The following is a 26,257-nucleotide window of genomic DNA, read 5'->3' on the forward strand; positions in this document are numbered from 1 at the left end:
TCACACTCCGTTCAGATAGAGGAGAATGCACTTCGAGCAGACCGGCATCATCCCGGTCTCGGCGAGGATCGAACGAACCCGCCGGAATTTTTCGCTCTGCCAGAGGTCGACCACGGGGGTGTCGTAGAGATTCCCCACCACGAACTCCGGAAAGAACTTGCAGGAGCTGACGTTGCCGTCGGCATGGACCTCCATGCGGTTGGTGACGGCCAGGCAGCGCTTGCGCTGCTGGGCCGGCTGCGAAGTTCCCCGGATGAAGGACTCGACCTCGTTCTCCTCCAGCTGCGGCTGGTAGCGGACACGCGGTCCCCACACCCTCCCCGCAAGCCGCGCCATCGAGTCCCGCAGCACCGGGATCAGCTCTTCGGGCAGTCGATAGGTGTACGAGTGCCACGTCGGCTGCGCCGTTCCGGTTTCGGGCTCCAGCCAGGCGAAGTGCTCGCGGTACACCTCGTCCATGGAGTGCGCCACGTCCGGGCTGATGTACCAGGGAAACTGGAAGTAGACGGTGTTGACGCCGACCTCCTCGGCCCACTCCATGAACTCGTACATGCGGTGCACGGTGGCTTCCGACACCATGCAGGAGACGGACACCTCGCCCAGGAACTTCCCCTGCCGCTTCAGGTCGAGCATCGCCTGGATGTTGCGCACGGTCCGTCCGAACGTGCCCTTGCCCCGCAGCAGTTCGTGGTCGGCTCCCAGCCCGTCGAGGCTGACCAGGAGGTTCATGTGGCTGCCGATCCTCAGCAGGTCGTCCATCTTGCGCTCGAAGAGGAGTCCGTTGGTGCACATGTTGACCGTTCGCGGATAGCGCTCGATGAGCCGGGAGACCTCGTCGAAGCGCTGGTGCATCAGCGGCTCACCGCCCCACAGGAACAGCTTCCCCCTGACTTCCGCCGTCGCCGAGAGGACGTCCTCGACCACGCGCGTGTCCAACTCCGTCCGTTGCTTGGCGACATCCCAGTCACGGAAGAAGCCCTGGTCGTTCCACTGGTAGCAGTGGGTGCAGCGCAGGTTGCAGCGGTAGGTGAGCTGCAGGCTCACCTCGCGCGGCACCTTCGAGGCGTAGGAGGCGTCGGTGCGCAGCCGGGCCCGCGACTTGGACCGGATCGACACCGTGTGCTTGATGTCGGCGAACTCTTTGTCGGTGAGCGTGCGACGTGTCTGCGGATACACGGAACCCCTAAGTTCGACGGGAATCAACGGTTGGTTCGACGCCGTGCGCGACCGGTCCGGCTCCTACGGGCCGGCGCAGGCGGACGACGGCGGGTACGAGCAGCAGGGCCACGCACCCCGCCAGGAGAAAGGCGGTGGAACTCAGCAGCACGGCCGACGCACCGATCCCCGCCGCGACGGGACCCGCCAGGGCCCGCCCTGCGGGGACCAGGCCGATCGAACCGATGACGTCGTAGGAGTGGATGCGGCTGAGTGCGTGCGGCGGGGAGTGCGACTGGACGGTGGTCGCCCACATCACAGCCCAGAAGGCGTTCGCCGCTCCGCCCATGACGAAGAAGAGGGCGAGCAGGAAAAGAGGAGCCCGACAGGCGATCCCCGCAGGCAGTGGTGCGAATGCCAGCAGGCCCAGCACGCCGACCGCCAGGGGTCTGGCGGGCTTGAACCACCACGCGAGCATGCCACCGACCACAGCCCCGAGGCTGAAGGCCGAGATCAGCACCCCATAGATCGTCGCCCCGAATCTCTCGATGAGCAGAACTGCCTTGAGCACATCGAAGGGACCGAATACCAGAAGTCCGAACAGTGCGAAGACGCACACCGTCGACCACAGCCAGGGCCGCGCCGAGAACTCTCGCCAGCCGACCTTGAGTTCGCGTCGGACATCGGGCCGGCCCACCGGCTTCCGGACGGCCACCAGACGAATGCGCCATAAAAGCACAGCGCTGGCCGCGAACGAAAGCGCGTCCAGTGCGATGACAGCCGGAGCCGAGGCCGCCATGATGACGAACCCGGCTGCCGCGGGTGCCGCCAGGGAAACGACGGACTCCGCCGACCGTACGGCGGCATTGGCCGGCTGGGTGTCACCCTGAACAATCTGCTTGAGCAAACTTCCCGCCCCGGGCTGGAAGAGAGCCTGGGCCACTCCGGTGCACAGGGTGATCACGACGATCTGCCACAGCGCCGGCCTGCCCGCGAGGAACAGCAGGGAAAGAACGGCCTGCAGCGCGAACCTCGCCGAGTCCGCGATCACCATGGGAGTCCGGGGCCGGAAGTGGTCGAGCAGGACTCCGCCGACGAGCATCAGTGCCACGACCGGGACCAAGGAGGCGCCCAGTACGAGGCCCACGGCCGACGCGCTGAAGTCCTGCTCGACCATGACCGCGGTGAGCCCGATGGGGAACACGGCGTCACCGGCCCGGGAGAGCGATCGCGCGAGGATGAACCGTCTCAGGTTCGGATCGCGCAGCAGCGGCTTCACCATGCGCCGACTCCTTCCTCACTTGCCCGGGCGTATCCGGGGCGGACCGGGGCACCGGCCGACGCATCGGTGTGGCCACGCGGACCGCTGCGTAGAGACAGCGGCACAACGCCGATCGTTCGGTACGGCCTGCGCGCACATCTGGCCACTGACAGGTTTCAACCCAAGGGAAGACCCGGCTCACAACGAAGGAAGCGGGCCCACGCCCCAGAACTCCCAACGCCGGGAACCGACCCGGCGAACGGGCACGGCTCCAGGACGCGGCGCACCCACGAGACTCGCTCTACGTGGAGATTTGCCCTGCACTGGCATATGCGCGATGAAGAGTGAAGCGCACCCCCGACTCGGTGTCAACAGCATCCAACTCGCCCCGCGCATAGGCGTGCCGACTTCTCCACCGCGCCTCCGACGGCCTTATCAGGACCGCTTGACCGCCATTCACCTGCAACTTTCGCGGTCATGGCCGAATATCAACCACCGGGTACACCACCGCCCGCCCCCACTCCGCGGCGCCGACAGGTCACCTCATTCTTTTCAATAAACACAGTACTTTCAGCCTTCCTGGTACACCAAACCTGACCAACAGGCACGTCGAGTTACATGTCAGGCATTCAACTTGATCTTCCCTGCTATCGCCCACTCCGCAGCCTTCAATGCCACCGAGTGGCCGAAATCCCCCCATTGCGGCGCACTGAGCTCTGCTAACATGCAGCCATGGTGGAATTCGTGAATCCTCGTTATGGCGTCAATAAATCCCCTTCCGACAGAGCCACCAGTGACACCCTGGATCTTTCCGATCCCGAAGGCCTCGGCGCCGACCATCAGGAATCAATTCCGGAGAGCCACCGAAAGAGTCACCACTGTCAGTCGATTCACAAGAACGTCGACTCCAGCCCCCGCGCGCATCCCTCGTCGACGCACACGTCGATGAGGGATGACGCAGATAATTTCCATACCCAGCCAACGCTCATCCCCGGCAGGTCACCTGTGGAACTCCATGCCATTCGGCTCACGACACCGCGGCGGCGGGGAGTTCGGCCGCACCCCGAGCAGGGCGGACTACCGGGGCACCCCTCACCCGCGTCCGCCGACAGCACCGCCATGCGCCCGGAGCACGAGAGGGCCGACACCGAGTACGGGGCAGCCGACGCCGAGTACAGGGCAGCCGACGCCCTCGACGGCATGAACGAACGATGCGGAGACTCATTCGACGGCACTCCCATCACCCGCCTGAGCATGGGCTTCCGGACCCTGGCGTCTGCGGGCGCCCACCAGTGGCCAGAACGCCTCGGCGGCACCGCCGAGGCCGCGCCGGCCGCACCGAGGCAACCTCGACGAGAGAGCCCGATGTGCCCGCCCGGCCCGGTGCGCGTATCGGGTCATTACTACTGGATCTATTCTTCGCACACCACACAGGCATAAACCCATGCCTTCGATGTAAGCGCATACGTACTTATGGGAACCACTCGATATCTCCATACTTCAGCCATGCTCGGAACCGAGAACAGAGCCAGCCGCCTGCGCCCTCCGCCTCACAGTTACCGGCGCTCGCTCCAACGTGGAGAAGATAAGTGTTCTTCCAATCCCTGAATCCGACACAGGTCCACGCAGCAATAAACAGTGCGCGCCGGGAGGTCATTCTCACCCTTCCGGGCGAATTCACCTGGGACGATAATTCGGAGGATTTTGCAGCCGCCTGTTCCGCAGGAAAATCCGAGCTTCGTGTACGCGTCTTCGCCGCACCCGCCACAAAGACCTCCAGGACGTCTCCGGAAAAAGAAATCGCCCGCCTCGGGAGGACCGGCGTCGAATTTTTACGCATTCCGGAGTCCGTCACACGCATGGCAGTCATCGATCGACGGACGCTCGTTGTCGCCCGTAACAAGTGCGACTACTCAGAGGGCGCATTGATTGGCCAGAACCTGCCATTTGCGCCGCTGATCGCCACCTCACTCGTGAGCCGGCTTCCCCCGCCGAGCGATGCCACCGCCCCTTCGCGGGAGAACCCCCTGCGGGAACCCCGCGTGCAGGACGTCCTGCAACAACTCGCCCAAGGGGCCACGGACGAGGCCGCCGCCCGGGAACTGGGCATGGCGCTGCGGACCTACCGACGGGTCGTGTCCCGCCTGATGACACAGCTTCAGGCGCGGAGCCGTTTCCAGGCCGGCCTGATCGCAGCGCAACGCAACTGGCTGTGAGCGCAGGGCCTTGACCGTGCCCCGCAGCGCTACGGCATCCGACCCCGTCCACCGCGGCAGCCTCCTGCCACTTCACCGCCCGCACGGCCCCGGTCGGCCGGTTGCGCGGCACACTGCTCCAGGATTCGTTCCCACGACTTCTTGGAGACACGGCATGACCTGCTCCCGTCCGAGAACAACCGGCCCCTGTCGGCTGCCGTCGGTACTGAGGCCGGGCCCTTGATCCCAGTCGGACGGCGGGCGGCCGGGTTCCTGAGGGACAGGCTGCTGTTGGTGAACGCCATGCGCGCGGCGCGAGGACCTCTCCTCCTCGCGCTCGCAGGAGCACTCCTGGCGAGCGCGATGGCACCGACCGGTATCGCACTGGCCACCGGCCTGCTGGTGGGCAGCCTCCTCGATGTACCGCGTGATGACGTACTGGCCGCCTGCGTCGTACCACTAACGGCCTTCGCCGCAGTCGTCTTCGTCGGCCGGTCCGCCCGCAGCGTCGCCGATACGCTCCGCCATCTGGCTGTCCAGCGCATCGACGGCACCCACCGCTCGGCCCTGATCCGGCTCGCGGCCGGCACCCGGTCCATCGACGTACTGGAACGCCCGCGCGTCCAGAAGCTGCTGCGGATCGCCCAGGCCGACCGCCAGTCACGCGTGGAGCGCACCCCCGGTCTCGGGGCCACGGCCCAACTCGACCTGCTCATCCGCTTCCTGGGAGCAGCCGCGTCCTGCACCCTGCTCGCCGGCTACGCCTGGTGGCTGGTCCCCGCGCTGCTCGGGCCTGCCCTGGCCAGCCGCGCCTTCGCGCGCCATCAATGTGTCCGCCACATCGCGGTGCAGCAGAAAGGGGTGATGGAGGGGATCCGCGCCGATCACTGGAGCAGGCTGGCCACGGAGTGGACGGGTGGCAAGGAGGTCCGCACCTTCGGTCTCGCCGACTGGGCCGTCGACCGGTCCCGGGCGCACGCTCTGGCGATGTTCCGGCCCCGTTGGGCGGCCGAGGCCCGCAACAACCGTGAACAGTGGATCACGGCTGTGATCATCGGTCCCCCGCTCGCCACGGCGTACCTGCTGGTGGTGTCGAGCGCCGCACGCGGTGATTTCCCGGTGGCCGGTCTCACGACGGTACTGATGGCCGGCTGGGCGCTGCTGCAGACGCTCGTCCCCACCGACGTCTTCGACGTCGAGGGAGGGCTCGTGGGACTGCGGGCCTACGAGAGACTGCGCGCCGAACTCTCCGCCGACTGCGACAAGGCCCCCGACAGCTTGCCGGTCGGTCCCGGATCCCCCCTGGTCCGCTTCGAACGGGTCTCCTTCACCTACCCCGGCACCGAGCGGCAGATCCTCAAGGAGTTGGACCTTGAGATCCGACCCGGCGAACTGCTCGCGATCGTCGGCTTCAACGGGGCGGGCAAGTCCACCCTGATCAAGCTGCTGTCGGGGCTGTACCGGCCCACGTCCGGCCGGATCACCGCCGACGGGACGGACATCGCCCGGGTCGCTGCAGCCGAGTGGCACAGGCAACTGTCCGTGGTGTTCCAGGATTTCGTGCGCTACCGGTTCTCCGCGGCGGAGAACGTTTCGCTGGGCCGTGCCGGACGCCCGGCGGACCGGGCCACCGTCGAAGCGGCGGCCGGGGAGGCCGGGCTCCGTGAAGTCCTCAGCCGGCTGCCGCACGGCTGGGACACTCCGCTCTCCCGCTCCTGCGCAGGCGGGGTCGACCTCTCCGGTGGTCAGTGGCAGCAGGTCGTCCTGGCGCGCGCCCTGTACGCGGTCCGCAGCGGCGCTCGCGTCCTGGTTCTCGACGAGCCCACGGCGCATCTGGACGTACGTACGGAGTTCGAGGTCTTCAAGCGACTGGCCGCGCACCGGGACGACGCGAGCGTCGTTCTCATCTCGCACCGACTGTCCACGGTCCGGCAGGCCGACCGCATCGTGCTCCTCGACGGCGGCCGCGTCACCGAGTGCGGCACCCATGACGAGCTCATGGCCCTCGGAGGAACATACGCGGACCTGTTCCTCACACAGGCGTCACGGTTCCGCGAAGGCTTCGACCAGCTGATCCAGGAAGGCGAAGTCCGGTGAATCCGGTGAATCCGGTGAATCCGGTGAATCCGGTGAATCAGCACATCAGGTCCACGGTCGCGATGCTGCGCCTGTCCTGGCAAACCACTCCTGTCCTGACCTGCGGGTTGTTCCTGCTCGACATCGCTCTGCTGGTCTCGTCCGCAGGGCTCCCCCTCGCGCTGCGCGCCGCCGTCGACGCCACGACCCGCGGTGTGGTCGGAACAGCCGTCGCGGCGGCCGCAGCGGCCGCAGCGATCTGCACACTGACCGCCGTCGTCAATTCGCTCCACATCAGCATGCGCAATCGCGTCATCGACCAGGTCGCCGAGACACGGCTCAAGCCGCGCATCGCGCGGGACATCGCCACGCTGGACGGTATCGAGCACTTGGAGCGCAGCGACTATCTGGACCGTGTGACACTGCTGCGCGGGTCGGCCTGGGGGGTCGTCGAAGGTGCCTGGGCCGCGATCACCGCCGTCTTCACCGCCCTGCGACTGGGTCTCGTGCTGCTGCTGATGGGTACGGTGAGTCCCTGGCTGATCGGCCTCGTCGTCTTCGCCGTCGTCCCCCTGTGGTGCAACAGACGGGGCCGCACCCTGGTGAACCAGGCGGAGATCGACAGCGCGGAGGCCTTCCGACTGCAACGGCACCTCTTCGACCTCACGACCTCCGCCGAGGCGGGCAAGGAAATCCGTGTGGCCCGAGCCGGGGACGAACTGGCCCGCAGGCACGCCGCGGCCTGGGACGATGTGATGGCCGTCCGCTCCCGTGCCCGGTTGCGTGCGACCTGCTGGCGCCTGGTCGGCTGGGCCGCCTTCGCCCTCGGGTTCGCCGGCGCACTGACCGTGGTGGTCCATTCCTACGCACGGGGTTCCGCCTCCGCCGGAGACCTGATCCTGGCCGTGTCCGTGGCGGCGACCCTGGAGTCGGCCGTCCAGGCCGCGGTCAACTCGGCCGGGGAAGCACTCGAAGCGGAGAGGCTGATGCACGCGTACACGTGGTTGCGCGGCTACGCGGCAGCCGAGCGGTCCCGCGCCGCCGGTAAGCGACCCCCGCCCGCGGTTCTGCGGACGGGCATCTCTCTGAAGAACGTCGGCTACGCCCACCCCGGCAGCCGCAGACCGGCCCTGGAAGCCCTGGACCTCACCCTTCCGGCCGGTTCCGTTGTCGCCGTCGTGGGCGAGTTCGGCTCGGGCAAGTCCACGCTGGGAAAGCTGCTGTGCAAGTTCTACCGCCCCACCACGGGCACCATCGAGGTCGACGGCACCGACCTCACGGAGCTGGACACCGCGCTGTGGCGCGCCCGCACCAGTGCGGCCTTCCAGGACTTCGGCCGCTACCCGCAGACGACACTGCGGGAATCCGTGGGGCTGGGGGATCTCCCTCACCTGGGGGACGGCTCCAGGGTGGAGCGGGCCATCCGTGCCGCTGATGCCGAAGCCCTGGTCGCAGCCCTGCCCCAAGGCCTGGAAACCCCGTTGGGGCAGACCTTCGGGGGCGTCGATCTGTCGGAGGGGCAGTGGCAGAAAGCGGCTCTCGCCCGGGCCGGCATGCGCAGCGATCCCTTGCTGTTCCTTCTGGACGAGCCCACGGCGTCACTCGACGCCCCGAGCGAACACGCCATCTTCGAGCACTACATGCGCCATGCCTCCGCGCTGGCCCGCCGGACGGGCGGCATCACCGTCATCATCTCGCACCGCTTCTCCACCGTGGCAGGCGCCGACCTCATCCTGGTGCTCGGGGACGGCAGGCTCGTCGAGCAGGGTACGCACGAGGAGTTGATGGAGCTCGGTGGCACCTACAGCGGTCTGTACGACATCCAGGCGCGGGCCTACAGCCTCGACTGACCGGGGGTGACCGGCACAGCCAGCGCGGCGGCGAGCCAGGGAGCGACACACCAGCTGAGCAGGAAGGGCGCGGCGATCAGGACATGCCCCGGCTCGACGGCCGCGACGGCGGCCAGCAGACACAGCGAAAGGGCGGGCGCGGCCGCCATCATGCGCCACTGACGGGCGGGTCCCAGAGCGGCGACGGTCCGGGAGTCGCTCGCCGAAGCGGTCCACTCCAGGACCTTCCGTCGGCTGACGAAGGAGCGGTACAGAGACCGGAGGACCGCATCGGCGTTGGAAAGGCTGTAGTCGCAGAGAAACACCAGCCACAGGCCCCGGCGGACCGCTTCCCGGGCGAAGCCTGCCCGAGCGGTTCGCATGCGCGTGTGCCACCGGGTCCCACCGACGCGTGACACCGTGTCCGCGCGCGGAGCATCCGGCCCCGGCAGTTCCAGCAGCGCGACGGCGGAACGCAGCAGGACGGTCGCGTTCAACGCGAGAAGCACGATCAGGGTCACCGCCGTCGCCGGGCCGGTGAGCCACCCCACGGCCAGGAGGGCGATCGCGGCGCTGCCGCGCAGATGCTCCATCAGGTCGTTGAGGAGGTGCCATCTGTTCAATGCTCCGAGGGCGCAGTGCTTCCCCCGGCCCGTAGCGAGGATCCAGGGGAGCAGATGGAAGTCACCGCGCACCCATCGGTGATGGCGTCGGCGATGTGTCAGGTAATCCTGCGGTGGGCACTCCAGATAGACCACGTCCGGGACGTACCCGACACGGGTGTGCATTCCTTCCAGCTTGTCATGGCTGAGTACGGAATTCTCGGGAATTCTGCCGTCCAGGGCCGCCATGAATGTGCGTACGTGGTACACGCCGAGTCCCAGGAACAGATCTCGACCCATGTAGTCCTGATACGTCGCCGGCCGGGAGCCGGTACAGGTGTGGTTGTGCGAGGCATCGTAGAGTCCGCTCGGACGCCCTGCGGTGGCCAACTGGAAGCGCGTGAGCCCGCCCGATTCCCCGTATTCCGAACCGGGGCGCAGAATGACGTATGAGTTCAGCGGATGGGCGAGCGTCCCCACCAGTTTGCGGACACCGCCCTGCTGAAGACGGGCATCCGCGTCGAGCGTCAGGACATAGGTGACGGTGCGAAAGGTTTCGACGGTCTGCTCATCGAGGATGAAGCTGGTGCTCCGCCATGCTCCGGAAATGATGCGATTGAACTCCTCAAGTTTTCCGCGCTTGCGCTCCCAGCCCATCCAGACCCGCTCTCTGGCATTCCAGAGACGACGCCGGACCAGCACGTGGAAAGTCGTACTACCGACGCTCTGATTCATCTCGTGGACGGTGCGCTCCGCGAATTCGACGAGTGCGGAATCGGCGTCCGTCCACTCGGTGTCGGAGTCCGGGAGATCCATCAGCAGCGCGTAGACGATGTTCGGCCCGCTGTTGCCCCGCTGATTGCGTTCCACGGTCTCCAGAGCCGACGCGATGTCCCGCTCGCTCTGCACGATGACGGGGCTCGCCACGCAGGTGAAGCACTCCGCGGGCACCCCGTCCCGCCACTCCAGCCTAGGGAGCGGCCGCACGGGCAGGGGTGCGATCTGCAGCAATGACATGAGCAGCGACTTACTCAACGGAATCATCAGGGGCACCAGGAGAAGCACACTGACGAAGCCCCACACCGAGCTCGGCGCGGGGACGACGAACCGGGCCGCTGCCCAGACGAGAGCTGCGGACAGCGCAAGTTGAACACCCAGATAAACTCTGGACCTGATCTTCTCGGAACCGGAGATCAGAATGTCGCGCCAGGTAAGTCGGCAGCCTATGGCTGTCAGGAACTCGGGCCGCCCCGCACCGATCAGCGCCCAACCGATGTGAGCGTCCTCTGTTTCCCTCTCCTCCCCTTGCATGGGACGCCGGGAACAGAACTTCACGGCGGCACGAGCCGTATCCGGAACGGACTTTCCAGATCTGTTCGCCAGCTCCAGAATGACGTGCTCGTAGAGACGTCGGGTCGGCTCATCACAGTGGTCGTAGAGTCCGGCCGGATCGTTGTGCAAGACTTCGGCCATCTTGTCCGCACCATCTCTGTTCGACATCCCTCACGGCTCCCCACCCGATTCACCGTCGCCCGTCGGTCTCGAAGCGAATCCAACTGTGGGCGTCGAGCGCGGGTCAAGGAACATGGCAGCTTCTGGCCGGGCCATTGCCTCCGGGCTCGCTGATCTGGTCCTGTAGGGAACATCCCCCAGCCGAACGAGGGACATCCATGAGAATCCTCTTCGCCGGAGCACCCGGAATCGGACATGTGATACCGCTCGTAGCGCTGTTGAATGAATTTCGCGGAGCGGGCCACCACACGGCTCTGGCCGTGAGCGACGCTTTGCCGCAGGAGATCTTTCCACCCGGTGTGCCCCGCTACTCCAAGGGGGCGGAATCCTTTCCGGTGGACCCGCCGGCGCCCGGCCCTGCCCGGGTGCGATGGTGGGACGAGCACAACCGGAGGATGGCCCGGATCAGCTACCGGGACACCGCGCGCATCATCGGGGAGTTCCAACCGGACCTGGTCGTACGTGACTTCGCGGAGCGCGGTGCCCTGCTGGCCGCGGAGTCCGCCGGAGTCCGCCATGTGACGATGCTGACGGACTCCACCACCGCGCTGGAGCGCCAGCTCACACGGGAGGGGGCCCTGATGGCCCCCCTGCGTACCGCGCTGGGGCTGCCGGCGGACCGGAGCGGCGCGAACCAAGTGCCCCTCATGGGTGTGTCGTTGATGCATCCCGACTTCTACGGCGCGAACGCCCGGCTCATCCCCAACGCACGGTTCTTCCGCCCACCCACCCCGCACACACCGGCCGAACCCGTCGGCCCGGCCGCCGGTCGCGCCCCGCGCATCCTGATCACCATGGGGACCACGACGACGGTTCCCCATCTCGACTTCCTGAGTGTCGCGCTCAGCGGATTGCGCGGCTGCGGCGCCGAGGTCGTGGTGGCCGCCCCGGACGGACTCGCGGACCGACTGGCTTCCAGGTTCTCGTACGCCACCGTCCTGGGGTTCGTCCCGCTCGAACCGCTCATGGACGGGGCCGATCTCGTCGTAGGGCACGGCGGATTCTCCACCATGACCGCGGCGCTGAGCCGGGGCATCCCCCTCCACCTCACCCCGTTCCACAGCGACCAGTTCTTCAACGCCGAACGGACCCGGTCCTGCGGATTCGGCACGGCGCTGCGCTGGGAGGACTGCTCGCCGGAAAACCTCGCCGAAAGCCTGCTCGCCGCCGTGCACTCCCCAGCGATCAGAACGGCCGCCAGGGAGTTCGCCCGGCGCATGCGGGCACTTCCCCCACTGGCGAAATGCACCGAACTGCTGACGGAACCACTGAGGAGAACGGAGATCCTGTGATGGTCCGGATCGACGGGGCCTTCGGCAGCAGCACGACCACTCGGGTCGCCGAGTCCTGCCGACGCCCCCCACAGGCTCCGACGTTCGCCCCCGAAGCCGTCCGTCCCGACGAGGCCGGGCCCACTGCTCGGCTCTCCGGCGAGGTCCTGGCCGGGGCCGGAACCCGCCCGCTGCCAGGAGAAGGGTGAGGATCATGCGTCAGTTGCTGGCCGACTTCAGGGACACACAGTGCGCGCGGCGCGTGGACTTCGCGGCGGACAAGGCGCCGGACCTCCTCGTGAGAGCCCTTCGGGAGCGGGGATTCGCCCTCGTCACGATGGAGGGATCCGGAGAGGCCGACCTCGCGCTCAAGACCCTGTCCGCCGCGCTGCACCTGGGAGATCCGTACGTTCCCGCCCTCTACCAGTACGCGGAGGCACGGGAGTACTCCGCCTCCTACAGTGACATCCGCAGCGATGCCGGGGACCGGCATCCGGGCTTCAGTACGACCGCGGGGCAGGGCTGGCACGTCGACGGCCTCCTCGATGCCATCGGCGTCATCAAGACCACCGTTCTCTACTGCGTCCGGGCCGCCCACCGGGGCGGCGAGACACTGCTCTTCAATTCGCCCGCCGCCTTCGCCGAACTCCGCAGGACGGACCCGGCGGCAGCGAAGGCACTTCTCACGCCCGACGTCCTCACGCGCCGGGCCACCCTTCCGGGCGTCGACGCGAGCGCCACGGGCCCCGCTTTCTCCACCGCGCCGAACGGTGACCTCATGACCCGCTACACGGACAACGAGACCTGTGAATGGGCCTTCTCGGCCGGGCCGCCCGGCGCACTCCACCGGGCGCTGGCCTTTCTCCGTGCGGCATCCGAAGAACCGCGGTACCGGCTGTCGGTGCGTCTGGCAGCGGGCGAAGCTCTCGTCTTCCGCAACGACCGGCTCTCGCACGGCCGGCAACCGTACGAGGACGCCCCGGCCGCACGCCGGCACCTCGTCAGGGCTCTCTATACGAGGGCCCCCGCGGCAATCGGCCGCACCGGCCCCCACTGACCGCGCCGCCCCGATTCCCGACGAAGGAGAGACGGTGGAGACAACGCACCGACACGGCACGGCGCCCGCTGCCGAGGCGGGCAGCACCGCGCACATCCAGCAGGTCCTCACCCGGTTCCGCCGGCACGAGAGGGCCGCCGTCGATGCCGTGAACCTCGTACCCAGCGAGAACCGGATGTCACCGCTCGCGCACCTTCCGCTGCGCGGCGACTACTACAACCGGTACTTCTTCAACGACCGGCTCGACCCCGCCTTCTGGCAGTTCCGCGGCGGCCAGGAGGCCGCCGAGCTGGAAACGGATCTGGCCCTCAACAGCCTCGCCCACCTGGCCCGGGCGCCTCATGTCAACGTACGGCCCATCTCCGGGATGTCGGCCATGATGATCGCCATGGCCGGCCTCGCAGGCCCGCCCGGCGCGACGGTGGTGTCCATCGACGCCTCGTCCGGAGGGCACTACGCGACGTCCGACGTCGCCGCGCGGCTCGGTTTCTCCTCGCGTACCGTGCCGGTCACCCGGGGCGTCGTCGATCCGGAACGGCTTGGGTGTGTCCTGCGCGAGGAGCAGCCGCGACTGGTCTACCTCGACCTGCAGAACAGCCTCCATGAGCTGGATGTGCCCGGCGTCGTCCGCCTCATCGAGGAGCACTCCCCCAGCACGCTGCTGCATGTGGACTGCAGCCACACCCTGGGGTTGGTCCTCGGCGGGGCGATGGCCAACCCCCTCGACGAGGGCGCGGACAGCACGGGCGGCTCGACCCACAAGACCTTCCCCGGTCCGCACAAGGGCGTCCTCATCACCCGGGACGCCGAGCTGCGGGACCGTCTGCGGGACGCGCAGTTCAGGATGGTCAGCAGCCACCATTTCGCGGAGACCCTCGCCCTGGGTTTCGCCGCGGCCGAGTTCTGCCACTTCGGTGCCGGGTACGCGGCACAGGTGCTCGCCAACGGCCGGCTGTTCGGCGCCCTCCTCGGGGAGGCCGGGTTCAATGTCGTGGTCGACGACCACGGGCATGCCACCAGCACCCACCAGGTGTGGGTGCAGATCGGCTCCGCCGCGGACACCGACCGCTTCTCGCAGGCGCTGTACGACCTCGGAATCCGGGTCAACGTCCAGGTCGACCTGCCCGGAGCGCCGGGGCCCGTACTCCGGCTGGGGGTAGGTGAGTTGTCCTTCGTCGGCGGCGGTTCGGAGGCTGTCACCGCCCTCGTCGACGAGTTCAGGAACGCGCGGGACGGCCTCCACCAGGACGGCAAGGGCGGCCGACGTGTCCTTGAGGTCTGCGGAGACCCGCACTACTTCACAGATCTGGGCTAAGGGCTGTCCCGTAATCCCTGGCGGGCGTGCGCCGACAGCTACAGCACCGCACGCTGATCCACCAGGGACTGCGTGACAACCCTTGAGGACCACTCCGCCTCGACGAGGGGCACGCGCCCCGGATGGAAAGCCACATGCCGAAGAAGCCTGCCCTTGTCATCGACTCGGGTTCCTACTCCCTTTCCGAAACATCGATCGCCGGCATGGGCCAGCGTCTTGCCGAAATCACCCAAGTGCTGAGTTCGCGATTCGACGTGCGCGTGATCACTCCGTCGGACACCGACAACGTGTACCTGGGCGAGGCGGAGACAGTCGCAGCGGGTGAGGACGCCGAGCGGGCCGTCTCCACGGCGCAAGCCGTCATGTTCTTCGACACCCCGGACCGCGATCGCATCGAACTGGCAGCTTCCCAACGGAAGTTGATCATTGGTGAATGCCGGGCTCCTATCGAGCACATGGACTTTCCGTCCTTGCTGGCCGATGGTGACGCGACGGGCAGGCACCAGCGCTTCGTAGCCACCTACCACCGCCAGTTGCAGGTGACACATCACTTCATCTGCCGCTCTCAGGGCGAGCGGGCAGCCTTGTTGTCGACCCTCTGCGCATTGGGTCGTATCAGGCCGGCCGACGTGGCCCGCTCCCGCACGTTGAGCCATATGATCAGCACCGTACCCATCGGCTTCACGGAAAACAGTCTCGAAGTCGCGGACGCCGCAGTGCCGCACCACATGGCCGACTTCCTGTGGACCGGCGGCATATGGGCCCTCTACGAGCCGCTCATGCTGGTGGAGGCGGTGCACATCCTGCGCGAGCGCGGTGTGAACGCCAGCGCAGCCTTCCTCTACGCGATTCCGATCGAAGACACCCGGTCCACCATCGGGGAGATCCGCAAGAGGATCGACGACCTGGGGCTTGCCGACCGCGTGCTCATGAACACGACCCCGCTTCCGCTCTCCGAGCGCGACCGATACGTCAAGGCCGCCCAGGCGTATGTGTGTGTCGCAAAGCCCGGCGCTGAGAACGAGACCGCGGTACGTCTGCGGCTCCGCGACACCTGGCTGCACGGGATTCCGACCATCATCGATCCCTTCGGACTCTCCGGTGACCTGGTCGCCCGGGAGGGCCTCGGGATCGTTCTGGACCAGCCCGACGCCCACAGCCTGGCGGACGCCATGCAACAGGTGAAATCGGGCGGCCTCGACCTGCCCGGCCGGCGTATGGAGCGCCTCTATGAAGTCACCTTGAGCGGCTTCATGGACTGGCTGGCCACCGAGCTGCGTACGGGGTGAGCCGCGTCCCCTGTGCGCGACCGACGAGTGCGCGACCGACGAGTGCGGGACTGTGCAGCACGCCCTGTCCGTATGCCGATTCGCATCCAACAGACCGCTAGCCAATGGAGTGAGATCATGGAGTATCGGGACATTGGAATCCGACCTGTAGTGACCGCGCAGGCCAACTCGACCCCGCTCGGGGGCTGCACTCTCAGCGAGGGCGTGGTCGCGGCGATGGGCAACGCCGCGAAGTGCCACGTGAACATGGATGAACTCTGGCAGGCCGCCGGTGACTTCATGGCCGAGGTGACAGGGACCGAGGGCGCATGCCCCATCACGGGCGCAGCCGCGGGAATGGCCATTTCCGTTGCCGCGTGTATCGCGGGTACCGATGCCCTGAGTATCCAGCGCCTGCCCGATGCCGGCGGGCTGCCCAACGAGATCGTGCTGCAGAAGGGTCATTCCATCAGCTACGGCGGGGCTCCGATCACCCAGATGATCGCACTCGGCGGCGGGCGTGCCGTAGAAGTGGGCGCCGTCAATGAAACACCGGCCAGCCACATCGCCGGCGCCATCACGGAACGGACAGCGGCGCTGGTATACGTCACCTCTCACACCCACGCTGTCCACCGCAAGGGGGTGTCCCTCGATGAGATGATCGCTGTCGGCCGGGAGCACGGCGTCCCCGTCATCGTCGACGCCGCGGGCGAGGAGGACCTGCGCCGCTGGCCGGCGTCGGGCGCCGACCTGGTGATCTACAGCGGCCCCAAGGCGCTGGGCGCCCCCACTTCTGGTTTCGTGTGTGGGCGCGCGGACCTGATCGCAGCCTGCCGGGCGCAGTACCACGGTATTGCCCGGCCCATGAAGGTCGGCAAAGAGAACCTGCTGGGCCTGCTCCAGGCCATCCGGGAATACACGTCCGTCACGGCGGACGAGAGGGCCGAGGCCCAGCGAGTCAGGATGGCGCGGCTCTCGGACCGACTGGACAGGATCTCCGGCCTCTCCACCCGGGTGATCCGGGACGAATCCGGGAGAGGTATCTACCGGGTGCTGCTGACCATCGATCCGATGACGGCCGGCCGGAACGCCACGACCCTCGCGAGGGAGATGGTCGATGGTACGCCGTCCGTCTACCTGCGCGATTTCAAGATGCATCTGGGCCAGTTGGAGGTCGACCCCCGCGGACTCACTGCGGACGGTGAAGAGGCGGTTGTTCGCCGACTGGAGGAACTGCTGCGGGGAAAGACGTCATGATCGCCTTCGGCGAGGGGCCTGCCGCCACCGGCCGGCCGGACCGGAACAAATCGACCCGCCGGCAGTCCCCGGTGAAGCGGGAGGCGCGATCATGACCCGGATTGCCCTTGTGGGAGCTGGGTTCCTGGGAAGTGCTCTCGCCGTTGGCGCGGGACGCCGCGGTTGGGACGTCACCGTGATAGGGCGGTCCGATCCGTTCTCCTTGCGAGACCGGCACGCCGCACCCGGTCACGTCCGGCTGATTCTCGGCAGCGGAACCGATCACCTTCCGGAGGTTCTTCTGGATGGTGCAGACGTCGTCGTCATCGCTGCTGGTGGCCGTTTCCCCGTCCCCTCGGTCGACGAGCCGGCAGCCGACGCGGTCGGCACTCTCTCCCTGCTGATCAGCGTCTGCGAAACAGTGCGGTCGTTGAGCCCCGGGACCGAAGTGGTCTTCCTGTCTTCAGCCGGAGGCGTGTATGCGCCCGGAGCACAGCTCAAGACCGAATCGGAAGCCGCGGAGCCGACTTCCCCCTACGGGATGTCGCGGCTGGTCGGTGAACAGTACCTCGAATTCTACCGACGAGTGCATGGACTATCCACCCGCTCACTCCGTTGCGCCAATATATATGGTCGACTCCTCCCGGAATCCCGTGGGCAAGGAGTGGTGTCAGCGGCATTCCGCTGCGCCCTGACCGGAAAACCGTTCCACCGACACGGCGACGGAGGGCAGACAAGAGATTTCCTCCATGTGGACGACTTCACGCGAGCGGCTCTTGATCTGATTTCAATCCGCCGACGCCTACCCGGAACGATTAACATCGGCTCCGGAATCGGGTACTCGATCACCGAGGTCATTGAAAGAGTTGCCCGCGCTACGGATTCTCCCATCTCCATCGTACAGGGGCAAAGCGCAGGAACTGATACCGGCAGCGTGGTGACAGACATATCACTGCTCCGGACGATTATCGATTTCGAACCGCTTGACCCCTCTGCCGGAATTGATCTCATGGCCCGCGAGCTGGGGTCGCTCAACACTCTCAAGTAGCCGCGATTACTACGGCTATAAGTGCGATTCGTGCACCAGTGAGGAGATGGACGGAATGTCGATTCTGGTGAGCGGTGCCGAAGGTTTCCTGGCATCCGCCATGACAGCAGGAACATCGGAGACCCCGGATCCCGAATCCTTTCTCAAGGAACGGGAGACCGCTTCTTCCTATCAAGTCGATCTGGTTCCGTTGAATTCCTTGAAGGAATGGCACCTCAGTGATCGACTGCGGCATTCATCCGGCCGCTTCTTCACCGTCGAAGGGCTGTCCGTACACACCAATTTCGGATCGACCCCCCAGTGGTGTCAGCCGGTCATCGTGCAGCCTGAAATCGGAATCCTGGGCATTCTGGTCAAGCGGATCAACGGCGTGTACCACTTCTTGATGCAGGCCAAGATGGAGCCGGGGAACAGCACCCTGCTCCAGTACGCCGCAACCGTGCAGGCAACCCCCAGCAACTACCAGCGGGTGCACGGGGGGAGGTCGACGCCCTACCTCACATACTTCCTGGAGCCCAGGCCACAGGACATCATCTTCGACCAAATCCTCTCCGAGCATTCCTCCTGGTATCTCCACAAGAGAAATCGCAATATGATCATCGAGATCCCTTCGGATGAATACATTCCGATGGAGGATGATTTCGCGTGGTTGACACTCGGGCAGCTACGGAAGCTGCTTGCGCAGGGGGATTGCGTCAACATGAACGCGCGGACCGTGCTGGCATGCATATCCTATGCCATGGCCGGCGGGTTGAATTCCGGCGACCGGATCGGCAGCGGATTTCATGCGAGCGTGGTCGAATCGCACAGTGTGCAGACATCTGACTCCGATGTCTCCTCCGCAATGACTTGGATCATCGATCAGAAAGTCAGGTTCAACCTCGACGTCAGGCGGATCAGCCTGCGGGACATGGACGCCTGGGTTTGTGACGATCTGGATATTCGACACAAAGACGGGCGTTATTTCCAAATCGTCGGCTTGTCCGTCGGGGCGGACAGCCGGGAGGTCGGCACTTGGTCGCAGCCGATGCTCCAGCCAAATCCTGGAAATGTCGTCGCTTTCATCTGTCAACGCCGTTCAGGAGTCCTTCAGTTCCTGGTGCAGGCAATGGCCCAGCCCGGCTCCACCGACCGGCTCGAACTCGCCGCCACAGTACAACTCACCCCCGGTGACTACTCGGGACCGCAGGACCTGCCGCCACTCGCGGAGTATTTGAGCTGCGATGACTCCTGGATTCGGGTCAATGCGGTGCAGTCGGAAGATGGCGGGAGGTTCCATCGAGCGGACACGGCACACCTCGTCATAAACATTCCCGAAGATCACTCGATCGAGGCGCCGGAGAACTACCGCTGGGTGACTCTCGGACTCCTCAATCGGCTCATGCGTTTCGGGTATTACGTAAATGTCGAAACTCGAAGCCTCATGGCCTGTCTCCTCTGACCGGAAACGCTCACGGCTGCGCTCGCCACCGGTGCACGCCATGCCGGGAGCGGCACGGTGCCACCTGCTTCTCACACCCACAAGAACGGGAGATACCACCTCATGGCTCCTCCGATCGTCGACTGCACTCCGTACCGGGACCAGCTCCGTGACCTCGCCTCGGAACTCCCGGACATTCCCCGCGCCGACATGTACGCCTTCCTGGCCACCGCCAAGAAACTCTCCCGCCAACTGCCCGAGGACATCACCACAGCACTCGACGACTTCCACACGAACGGCAACGCCGAGGGCTACCTCCTCCTACGCGGCCTCCCCGTCGAACCCGACGACGAACTGCCCCCCACACCCACCTCCACACCACCGCCGGCCGACCGCCCCCTCCTGACCATGGAAGCGATGCTCGGCATCATCGGCAGCCACCTGGGGCTCCATACAGGCTATGAGGAACACCGAGGCGGCGCGATCTACCATGACGTCTATCCGCGGCCCGGAGCCCACCACTTGTCTTCGGCGACGTCCGGCTCTCTGCTCGAATTCCATACGGAGATTGCGTATCACGCCCGTCAGCCGAACTATGTGATGCTCGCCTGCTCCCGCGCCGACCACGAGCGCCGGGCCGCGACTCTCATCGGCTCGATCCGCAAAGCACTCCCCCTGCTCGGCGACGAGACGAAAACCCACCTGTTCGACCGCAAGATGCCCCGTCATGTCGGCGGGGCGTCCGACGGCACTGCCCAGAGCCCGGATGCCGTCACGTACGTCAAGCCGCTGTACGGGGACAGGAGCGACCCGCACCTGTGTTACGACCGCGAACTCCTCTCTCCCGAGGACCCGATGGACCGCGAGGCGATCGCCGCCCTGTCCCGGGCCCTGGACGAGGCGGCCGAGCCGGTCCCTCTCGTCCCCGGCGACGTGCTGGCCTTCGACAACTTCCGGGTCACCCACGCACGTACACCATTCACCGCCCGCTGGGACGGCAAAGACCGATGGCTGCACCGCGTATACATCCGCACCGACCGCAACGGCCAACTGTCGGGCGGGGAACGCGCAGGAGACTTCGTGCCCTACACCCCCCGCGCCTGAAGGCTGTCCCGTAATCCCTGGTGGATCAGCGTGCGACGTCGGATGCGGTGCATCGCAAGGCGGAGGGACGCCCTCATGCTGGATGTATTCGGGCGTTCCGACAACGCAGCGAGGTGCCGTAACTGTCGTCGCACGCCCGCCAGGAATTACGGGACAGTCCTTGGCCACCTCCCGGTCAGCCTCCCTCGACACGCGACGCCAAGCCTCTGCACAGGCTCTCCGACCTGCCTCCGAAGCCCGCGCCGAGAACCGTTGATCGCGGTGACCGGGAGCGGCGCGGTGCCGCTTGCATCACACCCCCAGAAGGATGGGAGATACCACCTCATGGCTCCTCCGATCGTCGACTGCACTCCGTACCGGGACCAGCTCCGTGACCTCGCCTCGGAACTCCCGGACATTCCCCGCGCCGACATGTACGCCTTCCTGGCCGCCGCCAAGAAACTCTCCCGCCAACTGCCCGAGGACATCACCACAGCACTCGACGACTTCCACACGAACGGCAACGCCGAGGGCTACCTCCTCCTACGCGGCCTCCCCGTCGAACCCGACGACGAACTGCCCCCCACACCCGCCTCCACGCCCACGCCGGCCGACCGCCCCCTCCTGACCATGGAAGCGATGCTCGGCATCATCGGCAGCCGTCTCGGACTGCACACTTCCTATGACCAGGGCTACGGGAACCGCCGCTCGCGCACGATCCTCCACGAGTTGTTCCCGACGCCCCGGGCCCACCCGCTGTCCCAGGCGAACGCCAAGGCCAAGCTCGAGTTCCACTCGGACCTGTCCCACCACGCCCGTCAGCCGAACTATGTGATGCTCGCCTGCTCCCGCGCCGACCACGAGCGCCGGGCCGCGACTCTCATCGGCTCGATCCGCAAAGCGCTCCCCCTGCTCAGCGACGAGACGAAAACCCACCTGTTCGACCGCAAGATGCCCCGTCATGTCAACGACGTGCATGACGGCGCTACCGACGAACGCGCCGAAGTCACGCACGTCAAGCCACTGTACGGAAGCAAGGACGATCCGTACCTCTGCTACGACCGCTCGTTCCTGACGGCCGAGGACCCGATGGACCGCGAGGCGATCGCCGCCCTGTCCCGGGCCCTGGACGAGGCGGCCGAGCCGGTCCCTCTCGTCCCCGGCGACGTGCTGGCCTTCGACAACTTCCGGGTCACCCACGCACGTACACCATTCACCGCCCGCTGGGACGGCAAAGACCGATGGCTGCACCGCGTATACATCCGCACCGACCGCAACGGCCAACTGTCGGGCGGGGAACGCGCAGGAGACTTCGTGCCCTACACGCCCCGCACCTGAAGGCTGTCCCGTAGGCCGACTCCGAGAGGGACAGAAGATCCTTTCTTCGGAGGCCGTTCACGCGCGGCCCCCGAAGAAAGGAACGCCCATCGACACCCCTGAGAGCCATGGAACTGCTTCTGATCGGCATGTCAAGATTTGCGCGACGCCGGGTATTGCCTGCCGTTTCGTCCATGAGTGAAATCGACACCATAAATATTGCGAGCTCCCACGCGACGCCGGAGAGTGTGGGCCACCTCCCGAAAATCGGGCAGATATACGCTGACTGGCGGGAAGCCCTGGAGGTGACCCGGCCGGGCTTGATCTACATTTCTCTGGTGAATAGCGAACACGCCGCCGCCGTTCACCATGCTCTCGAACGAGGACATCACGTCGTCGTGGACAAGCCGGGCCTGTTGGACCTGAGCACGACCGAAGAAATGGTGGAACTGGCGAGAGCATCGTCTCTCGTCGTCGCGGAGGCCACGTGCTACGCCTTCCACCCCTTGTTCCCCTTCATGAGGAGCCTTGATCCGGATACCACCAAGATCGTGGCGGTTTTCACTCCCCCCGTCCCGGCGGGTGATTTCCGGCACGACCGCCGGAAAGGCGGGGGGGCACTTCTCGACACCGGCCCGTACATGGCGTCATTGGGACGGGTGCTCTGGGATGAGGAGCCCGAGCAGGTCGGGGTCGTCGTGGGGGATCGAACCGCTGACGGCCTGGAAATCTCCTACAGTGCTCTGGCGGGGTACCCCGGCGGAAAAACAATCGTGGGCCACTTCGGATTCACCACCACATATCAGAACACGTTGCGCATGATGAGCAAAAATGCCGTCATGGAGGTGGAGCGCCCCTTTTCCGTCCTGCCGGACATGGTGACCGGTATAAAAATCCAGAGCAATGGGAGAACACACGAGCGAAACGTACCCCCTGCCGACAGCATGAAGATCTTTCTGTATCGAGTCATAGAGGCAGTGAACAAGGGGTCCAGGGAATTCGATGAATTTCTACTCAGCGACGCCCGGACGCTCGACCGTCTGAGGCAAGAAGCTTCAAAGGCTTGACCGTCAGTTCACGGGAATCGCACGACGCACCGACCGAAACCCCCGCACCCATCGATTGCCACGGAGCAAGGAGGCTCCTTACATGGAAAACGTCGAGTTCGACGAGAGGCTGGTGCGATCCCTGCTGGAGGAACAGCATCCGGACCTGGCGGAACTGAAGCTCCATCAGACCGTCACCGGCTGGGACAATCAGCTCTGGCGACTGGGCGACAACTGGGCCGTTCGCCTACCGCGTACGGACCACGCCTCGTCTCTTCTCCGGAAGGAGATGACCTGGCTGCCAGTCCTTGCCCCACGCCTTCCCCTTCCGGTACCCACTCCTCTGCGCCTCGGTGAGCCCTCTGCCCGATTCCCCCGATCGTGGACCGTCGCGACTTGGGTGTCCGGAGAACCGGGCGACCGGGCACCCATCGGTCAGGGGCGTCGAGCGGCCGAGAGTCTGGCGGGGTTCCTGAGGGCTCTCCATGCGGAAGCGCCCGCCGAGGCACCTGCCCATGCGATGCGAGGCGTGCCTCTCCACACGCTCGCGCCACATTTTGAAAGACAGTTCCAGTCCGTCGCCTCCCGTGTTCCCGAAGCGGCCCGGGACGTGTGGGAGGAGGCTGTTTCGGCTCCCGGCCGGCAGGGTCCCCCGAGGTGGCTGCACGCCGACCTTCATCCGGCGAACGTCACCGTGTCGGACGGGGCACTCTCGGGCGTGATCGACTTCGGAGAGCTGTGTGCCGGCGATCCGGCAACGGATCTCGCAGCTGCCTGGGTCATCCTTCCGGCAGGCGCCGCTTCACACTTCTTCGAAGCGTATGGGGACGCGGACGATGCGACGATCCGGCGCGCACGAGGATGGGCTGTCCTGCATGCCCTGTCCCTCATCAGCATTGGCCAGGCATGGGAACAAGGCCTCCCGGGCGGTCAGAAGACATGGGGACCCGCAGGTCGGGCGGCGCTCGATCGCTGTCTGCTCCACAGCTGTTGACCAGAAGAACTCAGCTTGTTCTCGCCGCATCGGTGGGGGCACAGGCAGGACCGACGACTCCGCGAGTCGGACGTGTGATCGTGCGTACAGACGCCGAATTCGCTGGCGCCGACGACGATGCCGTGTCACGCGCTTGCCCCGTTGAATCAGTGTGCGACTCGCCAACTACCTTCCACCGCCGCACCCTCACCCGCACCCTGCCATCGACGCGCCGACCAGGGGCGTGAAGCCGGCTCCTTGCCCACCGCAGGGGCCCACGCCTAGGCTGAATGCGCTTTCATTGCAAGAGATACCCGGTACCCGACCACCGTGACACCGGGCAGCGCATCCCCACAACCACGCGCCACCAACCGGCAGAAGAGGCTGAGCATCAGTATGAGCACCCCCACGGTGTACGACGTCGCCGCACGGGCGGGCGTCTCCATCGCGACAGTGTCGCGCTTCTACCGGAATCCGGGGGCGGTGCGACCCGAAACCAGAGACCGAGTGCAGGCAGCGGTAGACGAGTTGGGCTATGTACCGAGCGGCACCGCACGTGGGCTCGCCAACCGCACCACCGGCGTTCTCGGCCTCTGTTTTCCCGACTTCCACGACGCCGGGGTGGCGAGCGCGGCACACGCCGACGACACCGAGCTGATGTTGTATTCCGACGAAGTCATCCGCGGCATGCAGCGTGCGGCGGGGCGTCACGGCTATGCGCTGTTGCTCACCAACTCACGCGAGGGTCACGCCGGCGAGCAACTGGCCGAGGCTGCGGGACGGATGGACGGGGTGGCCGTGCTTTCGACGACGGTCCCGTCCGAAACACTGGAGGTGGTGTCACGGCGATTACCCGTCGTGATGCTCGCCGGACAGCGGGACGATGCTCGTGATCAGGTCCAAGTGGCGAATTCCAAAGGCCAGTTGGAGCTGACACGGCATCTCATTGTCGATCACGGCCTGCGTCGGCTCACCTTCGTCGGTGGCCCGTCGGACTCCCCCGACTGCGAAGCCCGATTCCGGGGATTCCTGGCCGCCCACCGCGAAGCCGGGCTACCGCTTCCCGAGCAACCGCACCTTCGAGGCGACCTCACCCAGGCCGCCGGGCACCAGGCTGTCGCGGAGCTCCTGGACGGACGGGGCGAGCGTCCTCAGGGAATGGTCCTGGCAAACGATCAAATGGCAGTGGGTGCCTTGCGCGCCCTGGCGTCACGTGGCATCCGCGCTCCGGAAGAGATGGCCGTGACCGGCTTCGACGGGATCGCCCTGAGCCGGCTGGCACAACCGGCCCTGACAACTGTGCGGCAGCCCATGGCACGTCTCGGCAAGGAAGCCGTGGAGCTGCTCATCGCACGGCTCAAGGACCGGAAGCGGGCCACCGTGGCACGGCTGTTGCCGGTCAAGGTCGTGCGCCGGGCAAGCTGCGGCTGCGGCGCGTAGCAGACGCGCTTCCGGACGACCGGGCACATGAGGGGCCGCGCAGCAGCGGTCCCCGGTGGAGTGCGAGCCGTCGATGGCCCGGTGCCCCGGCACGGCGGCTGATGGAGACCGACGACGTATCTGAACAGTCCGGGACATGTCCCGGACAGCACAATCCGTGCGGCCGCCGGCGATGGGGCCGCAGCTCCGGCCTCATCGCCGAACGGCGGACGGCGGACGGCAGACGGCAGACGGCAGACGGTCGAGCCCGCTGAACGCGGGGCGGGGCCGGCCGGACATTCGCATCCGCTAGGACGACGTCGCGCCCACCAGGGCTTCGGCCCCGCGTACGGCGCGCATCACCGTGAGACAGCCCGCTGGTCGGCAGGCATGGCCGGCCGGCCCGGTGTCCCGTCCCGAGTCAGTGGACCTGGGGACTCCTGCGCTCCGGCTCTTCCAGGTATTCGGGGCAGTCGGGGTTGCGGCAGGGGGCCGGGCCCCGCACGGGCACGAAGACTCCGAGAGTCTTGTGCCGCCTCGTGATGGTGGTGTCCAGGGGGTGTTTGCAGACCGGGCACACAAGCGTCCCCTGGGGACCGGTCTCATGCTCGATCTTGCTCATGCTTCAACGATATGCCGTGTGACCCCCGGTCGTGCGAACAGGACCTGAGCCGGTTCCGCGCAGTGGCCGCGGCCGCCCGTTGCGGGCCCCGACACCACCGGGGGCTTCGCCGACCAGCAGGGCAACAAGTCGTCCGGCCTGGTTTCGGGGGTCCGGTGCGCCGGTCCGGCTGATCATCAGGAGGTGGTGGACGGTACCGGCGAGGGCGAGGGCGATCGAGGCGGCGTCGGTGGAGTCCGCGAGCCGACCGGGTCGGACTTCGGCGTCCGGACAGCCGTTGATCGAATCCTGGATCGCCGCGAAGCCGGGTGCGCCCGCCTCCAGCGCCTGGCGAATACGGAGAGAGGTGGCGGGGCGCGTCATGGCCAGGCCGACGACCGCGGGCTCCAGGGAATCGATCAGCGCCGCGGAGGCCGAAGCCGACGAATGGCTGCGGGCCCTCGCGGAGGTGCGCGGCATGCCGGCCCCCCGGGCCGATCCGCACCCCTGCGCGCCGGTTCTCAACCGACCCGCATGTAGCGGACGTTGCCGCTTCACCCGCAGACCCAGGCA

21 protein-coding genes are annotated in these 26,257 nt (G+C 66.5%); 16 read left to right on the forward strand and 5 right to left on the reverse strand.

Annotated features, from left to right (window positions below; all coding sequences use genetic code 11):
• Positions 1-1,176, reverse strand: a complete 1,176-nt coding sequence (locus ACFVT1_RS15285) for a radical SAM protein (protein WP_389795342.1) — start codon at positions 1,174-1,176, stop codon at positions 1-3.
• Positions 1,177-1,183: 7 nt separating this feature from the next.
• Positions 1,184-2,437 (reverse strand): MFS transporter, encoded by a 1,254-nt coding sequence (locus tag ACFVT1_RS15290; protein ID WP_389795344.1) that lies wholly within the window; start codon positions 2,435-2,437, stop codon positions 1,184-1,186.
• A gap of 711 nt (positions 2,438-3,148) precedes the next feature.
• Here ACFVT1_RS15290 and ACFVT1_RS15295 point away from each other — a divergent pair.
• The 4 genes from ACFVT1_RS15295 (at position 3,149) to ACFVT1_RS15310 (ending at position 8,537) form a co-directional block, all read left to right on the forward strand.
• Positions 3,149-3,856 carry a hypothetical protein gene (locus ACFVT1_RS15295; protein WP_389795346.1) on the forward strand — a complete coding sequence of 236 codons (708 nt, stop codon included), beginning with the start codon at positions 3,149-3,151 and terminating at the stop codon, positions 3,854-3,856.
• Positions 3,857-4,005: 149 nt separating this feature from the next.
• Entirely contained in the window at positions 4,006-4,632 is a 627-nt protein-coding gene (locus ACFVT1_RS15300) for a hypothetical protein (protein WP_389795348.1), read from the forward strand.
• A 282-nt stretch (positions 4,633-4,914) separates the two neighbouring features.
• Positions 4,915-6,708, forward strand: coding sequence for an ABC transporter ATP-binding protein (locus ACFVT1_RS15305; protein ID WP_389795499.1), 1,794 nt, complete (start codon positions 4,915-4,917; stop codon positions 6,706-6,708).
• 32 nt (positions 6,709-6,740) lie between these two features.
• Positions 6,741-8,537: an ATP-binding cassette domain-containing protein gene (locus ACFVT1_RS15310; RefSeq protein WP_389795349.1), complete on the forward strand. Its 1,797-nt coding sequence runs from the start codon at positions 6,741-6,743 to the stop codon at positions 8,535-8,537.
• Here the strand turns inward: ACFVT1_RS15310 and ACFVT1_RS15315 are convergent.
• Positions 8,522-10,591 carry a hypothetical protein gene (locus tag ACFVT1_RS15315; RefSeq protein WP_389795351.1) on the reverse strand — a complete coding sequence of 690 codons (2,070 nt, stop codon included), beginning with the start codon at positions 10,589-10,591 and terminating at the stop codon, positions 8,522-8,524. The two genes, ACFVT1_RS15310 and ACFVT1_RS15315, sit on opposite strands and share 16 nt — an antisense overlap.
• Before the next feature lie 299 nt (positions 10,592-10,890).
• On the opposite strand from ACFVT1_RS15315, the gene ACFVT1_RS15320 reads away from it, so the two are divergent.
• From ACFVT1_RS15320 to ACFVT1_RS15375, 12 genes are all read left to right on the forward strand, one after another.
• Positions 10,891-11,922 (forward strand): glycosyltransferase, encoded by a 1,032-nt coding sequence (locus ACFVT1_RS15320; protein WP_389795353.1) that lies wholly within the window; start codon positions 10,891-10,893, stop codon positions 11,920-11,922.
• 193 nt (positions 11,923-12,115) lie between these two features.
• Positions 12,116-12,958, forward strand: coding sequence for a TauD/TfdA family dioxygenase (locus ACFVT1_RS15325; RefSeq protein WP_389795355.1), 843 nt, complete (start codon positions 12,116-12,118; stop codon positions 12,956-12,958).
• Positions 12,959-12,992: 34 nt separating this feature from the next.
• The gene (locus tag ACFVT1_RS15330; protein WP_389795357.1) at positions 12,993-14,273 is read left to right on the forward strand and encodes a hypothetical protein; all 1,281 of its coding nucleotides are present in this window, start codon (positions 12,993-12,995) and stop codon (positions 14,271-14,273) included.
• Positions 14,274-14,407: 134 nt separating this feature from the next.
• Entirely contained in the window at positions 14,408-15,562 is a 1,155-nt protein-coding gene (locus tag ACFVT1_RS15335) for a hypothetical protein (protein ID WP_389795359.1), read from the forward strand.
• Between the two features lie 117 nt (positions 15,563-15,679).
• Positions 15,680-16,798 (forward strand): hypothetical protein, encoded by a 1,119-nt coding sequence (locus ACFVT1_RS15340; RefSeq protein ID WP_389795361.1) that lies wholly within the window; start codon positions 15,680-15,682, stop codon positions 16,796-16,798.
• 91 nt (positions 16,799-16,889) lie between these two features.
• Positions 16,890-17,825: an NAD-dependent epimerase/dehydratase family protein gene (locus ACFVT1_RS15345; protein ID WP_389795362.1), complete on the forward strand. Its 936-nt coding sequence runs from the start codon at positions 16,890-16,892 to the stop codon at positions 17,823-17,825.
• Positions 17,826-17,880: 55 nt separating this feature from the next.
• Positions 17,881-19,266: an NDP-hexose 2,3-dehydratase family protein gene (locus ACFVT1_RS15350; RefSeq protein ID WP_389795364.1), complete on the forward strand. Its 1,386-nt coding sequence runs from the start codon at positions 17,881-17,883 to the stop codon at positions 19,264-19,266.
• 102 nt (positions 19,267-19,368) lie between these two features.
• On the forward strand, positions 19,369-20,349 hold the full coding sequence (cs1, locus tag ACFVT1_RS15355) for a clavaminate synthase Cs1 (RefSeq protein ID WP_389795366.1): 981 nt from the start codon (positions 19,369-19,371) through the stop codon (positions 20,347-20,349).
• Positions 20,350-20,673: 324 nt separating this feature from the next.
• Complete coding sequence (cs1, locus tag ACFVT1_RS15360; RefSeq protein ID WP_389795368.1) at positions 20,674-21,666, forward strand: clavaminate synthase Cs1; 993 nt, start codon at positions 20,674-20,676, stop codon at positions 21,664-21,666.
• A 107-nt stretch (positions 21,667-21,773) separates the two neighbouring features.
• Positions 21,774-22,712, forward strand: coding sequence for a Gfo/Idh/MocA family protein (locus ACFVT1_RS15365; RefSeq protein ID WP_389795370.1), 939 nt, complete (start codon positions 21,774-21,776; stop codon positions 22,710-22,712).
• A gap of 82 nt (positions 22,713-22,794) precedes the next feature.
• On the forward strand, positions 22,795-23,685 hold the full coding sequence (locus ACFVT1_RS15370) for an aminoglycoside phosphotransferase family protein (protein ID WP_389795371.1): 891 nt from the start codon (positions 22,795-22,797) through the stop codon (positions 23,683-23,685).
• A 375-nt stretch (positions 23,686-24,060) separates the two neighbouring features.
• Positions 24,061-25,104 (forward strand): LacI family DNA-binding transcriptional regulator, encoded by a 1,044-nt coding sequence (locus tag ACFVT1_RS15375; RefSeq protein ID WP_389795373.1) that lies wholly within the window; start codon positions 24,061-24,063, stop codon positions 25,102-25,104.
• A gap of 400 nt (positions 25,105-25,504) precedes the next feature.
• On the opposite strand, the gene ACFVT1_RS15380 is transcribed toward ACFVT1_RS15375, so the two are convergent.
• Entirely contained in the window at positions 25,505-25,705 is a 201-nt protein-coding gene (locus ACFVT1_RS15380) for a hypothetical protein (protein ID WP_389795375.1), read from the reverse strand.
• A 3-nt stretch (positions 25,706-25,708) separates the two neighbouring features.
• Entirely contained in the window at positions 25,709-26,164 is a 456-nt protein-coding gene (locus tag ACFVT1_RS15385) for a hypothetical protein (protein WP_389795377.1), read from the reverse strand.
• Between the last annotated feature and the right edge of the window lie 93 nt (positions 26,165-26,257).

This window comes from Streptomyces sp. NPDC057963 (assembly GCF_042887155.1).
GTDB lineage: Bacteria > Actinomycetota > Actinomycetes > Streptomycetales > Streptomycetaceae > Streptomyces.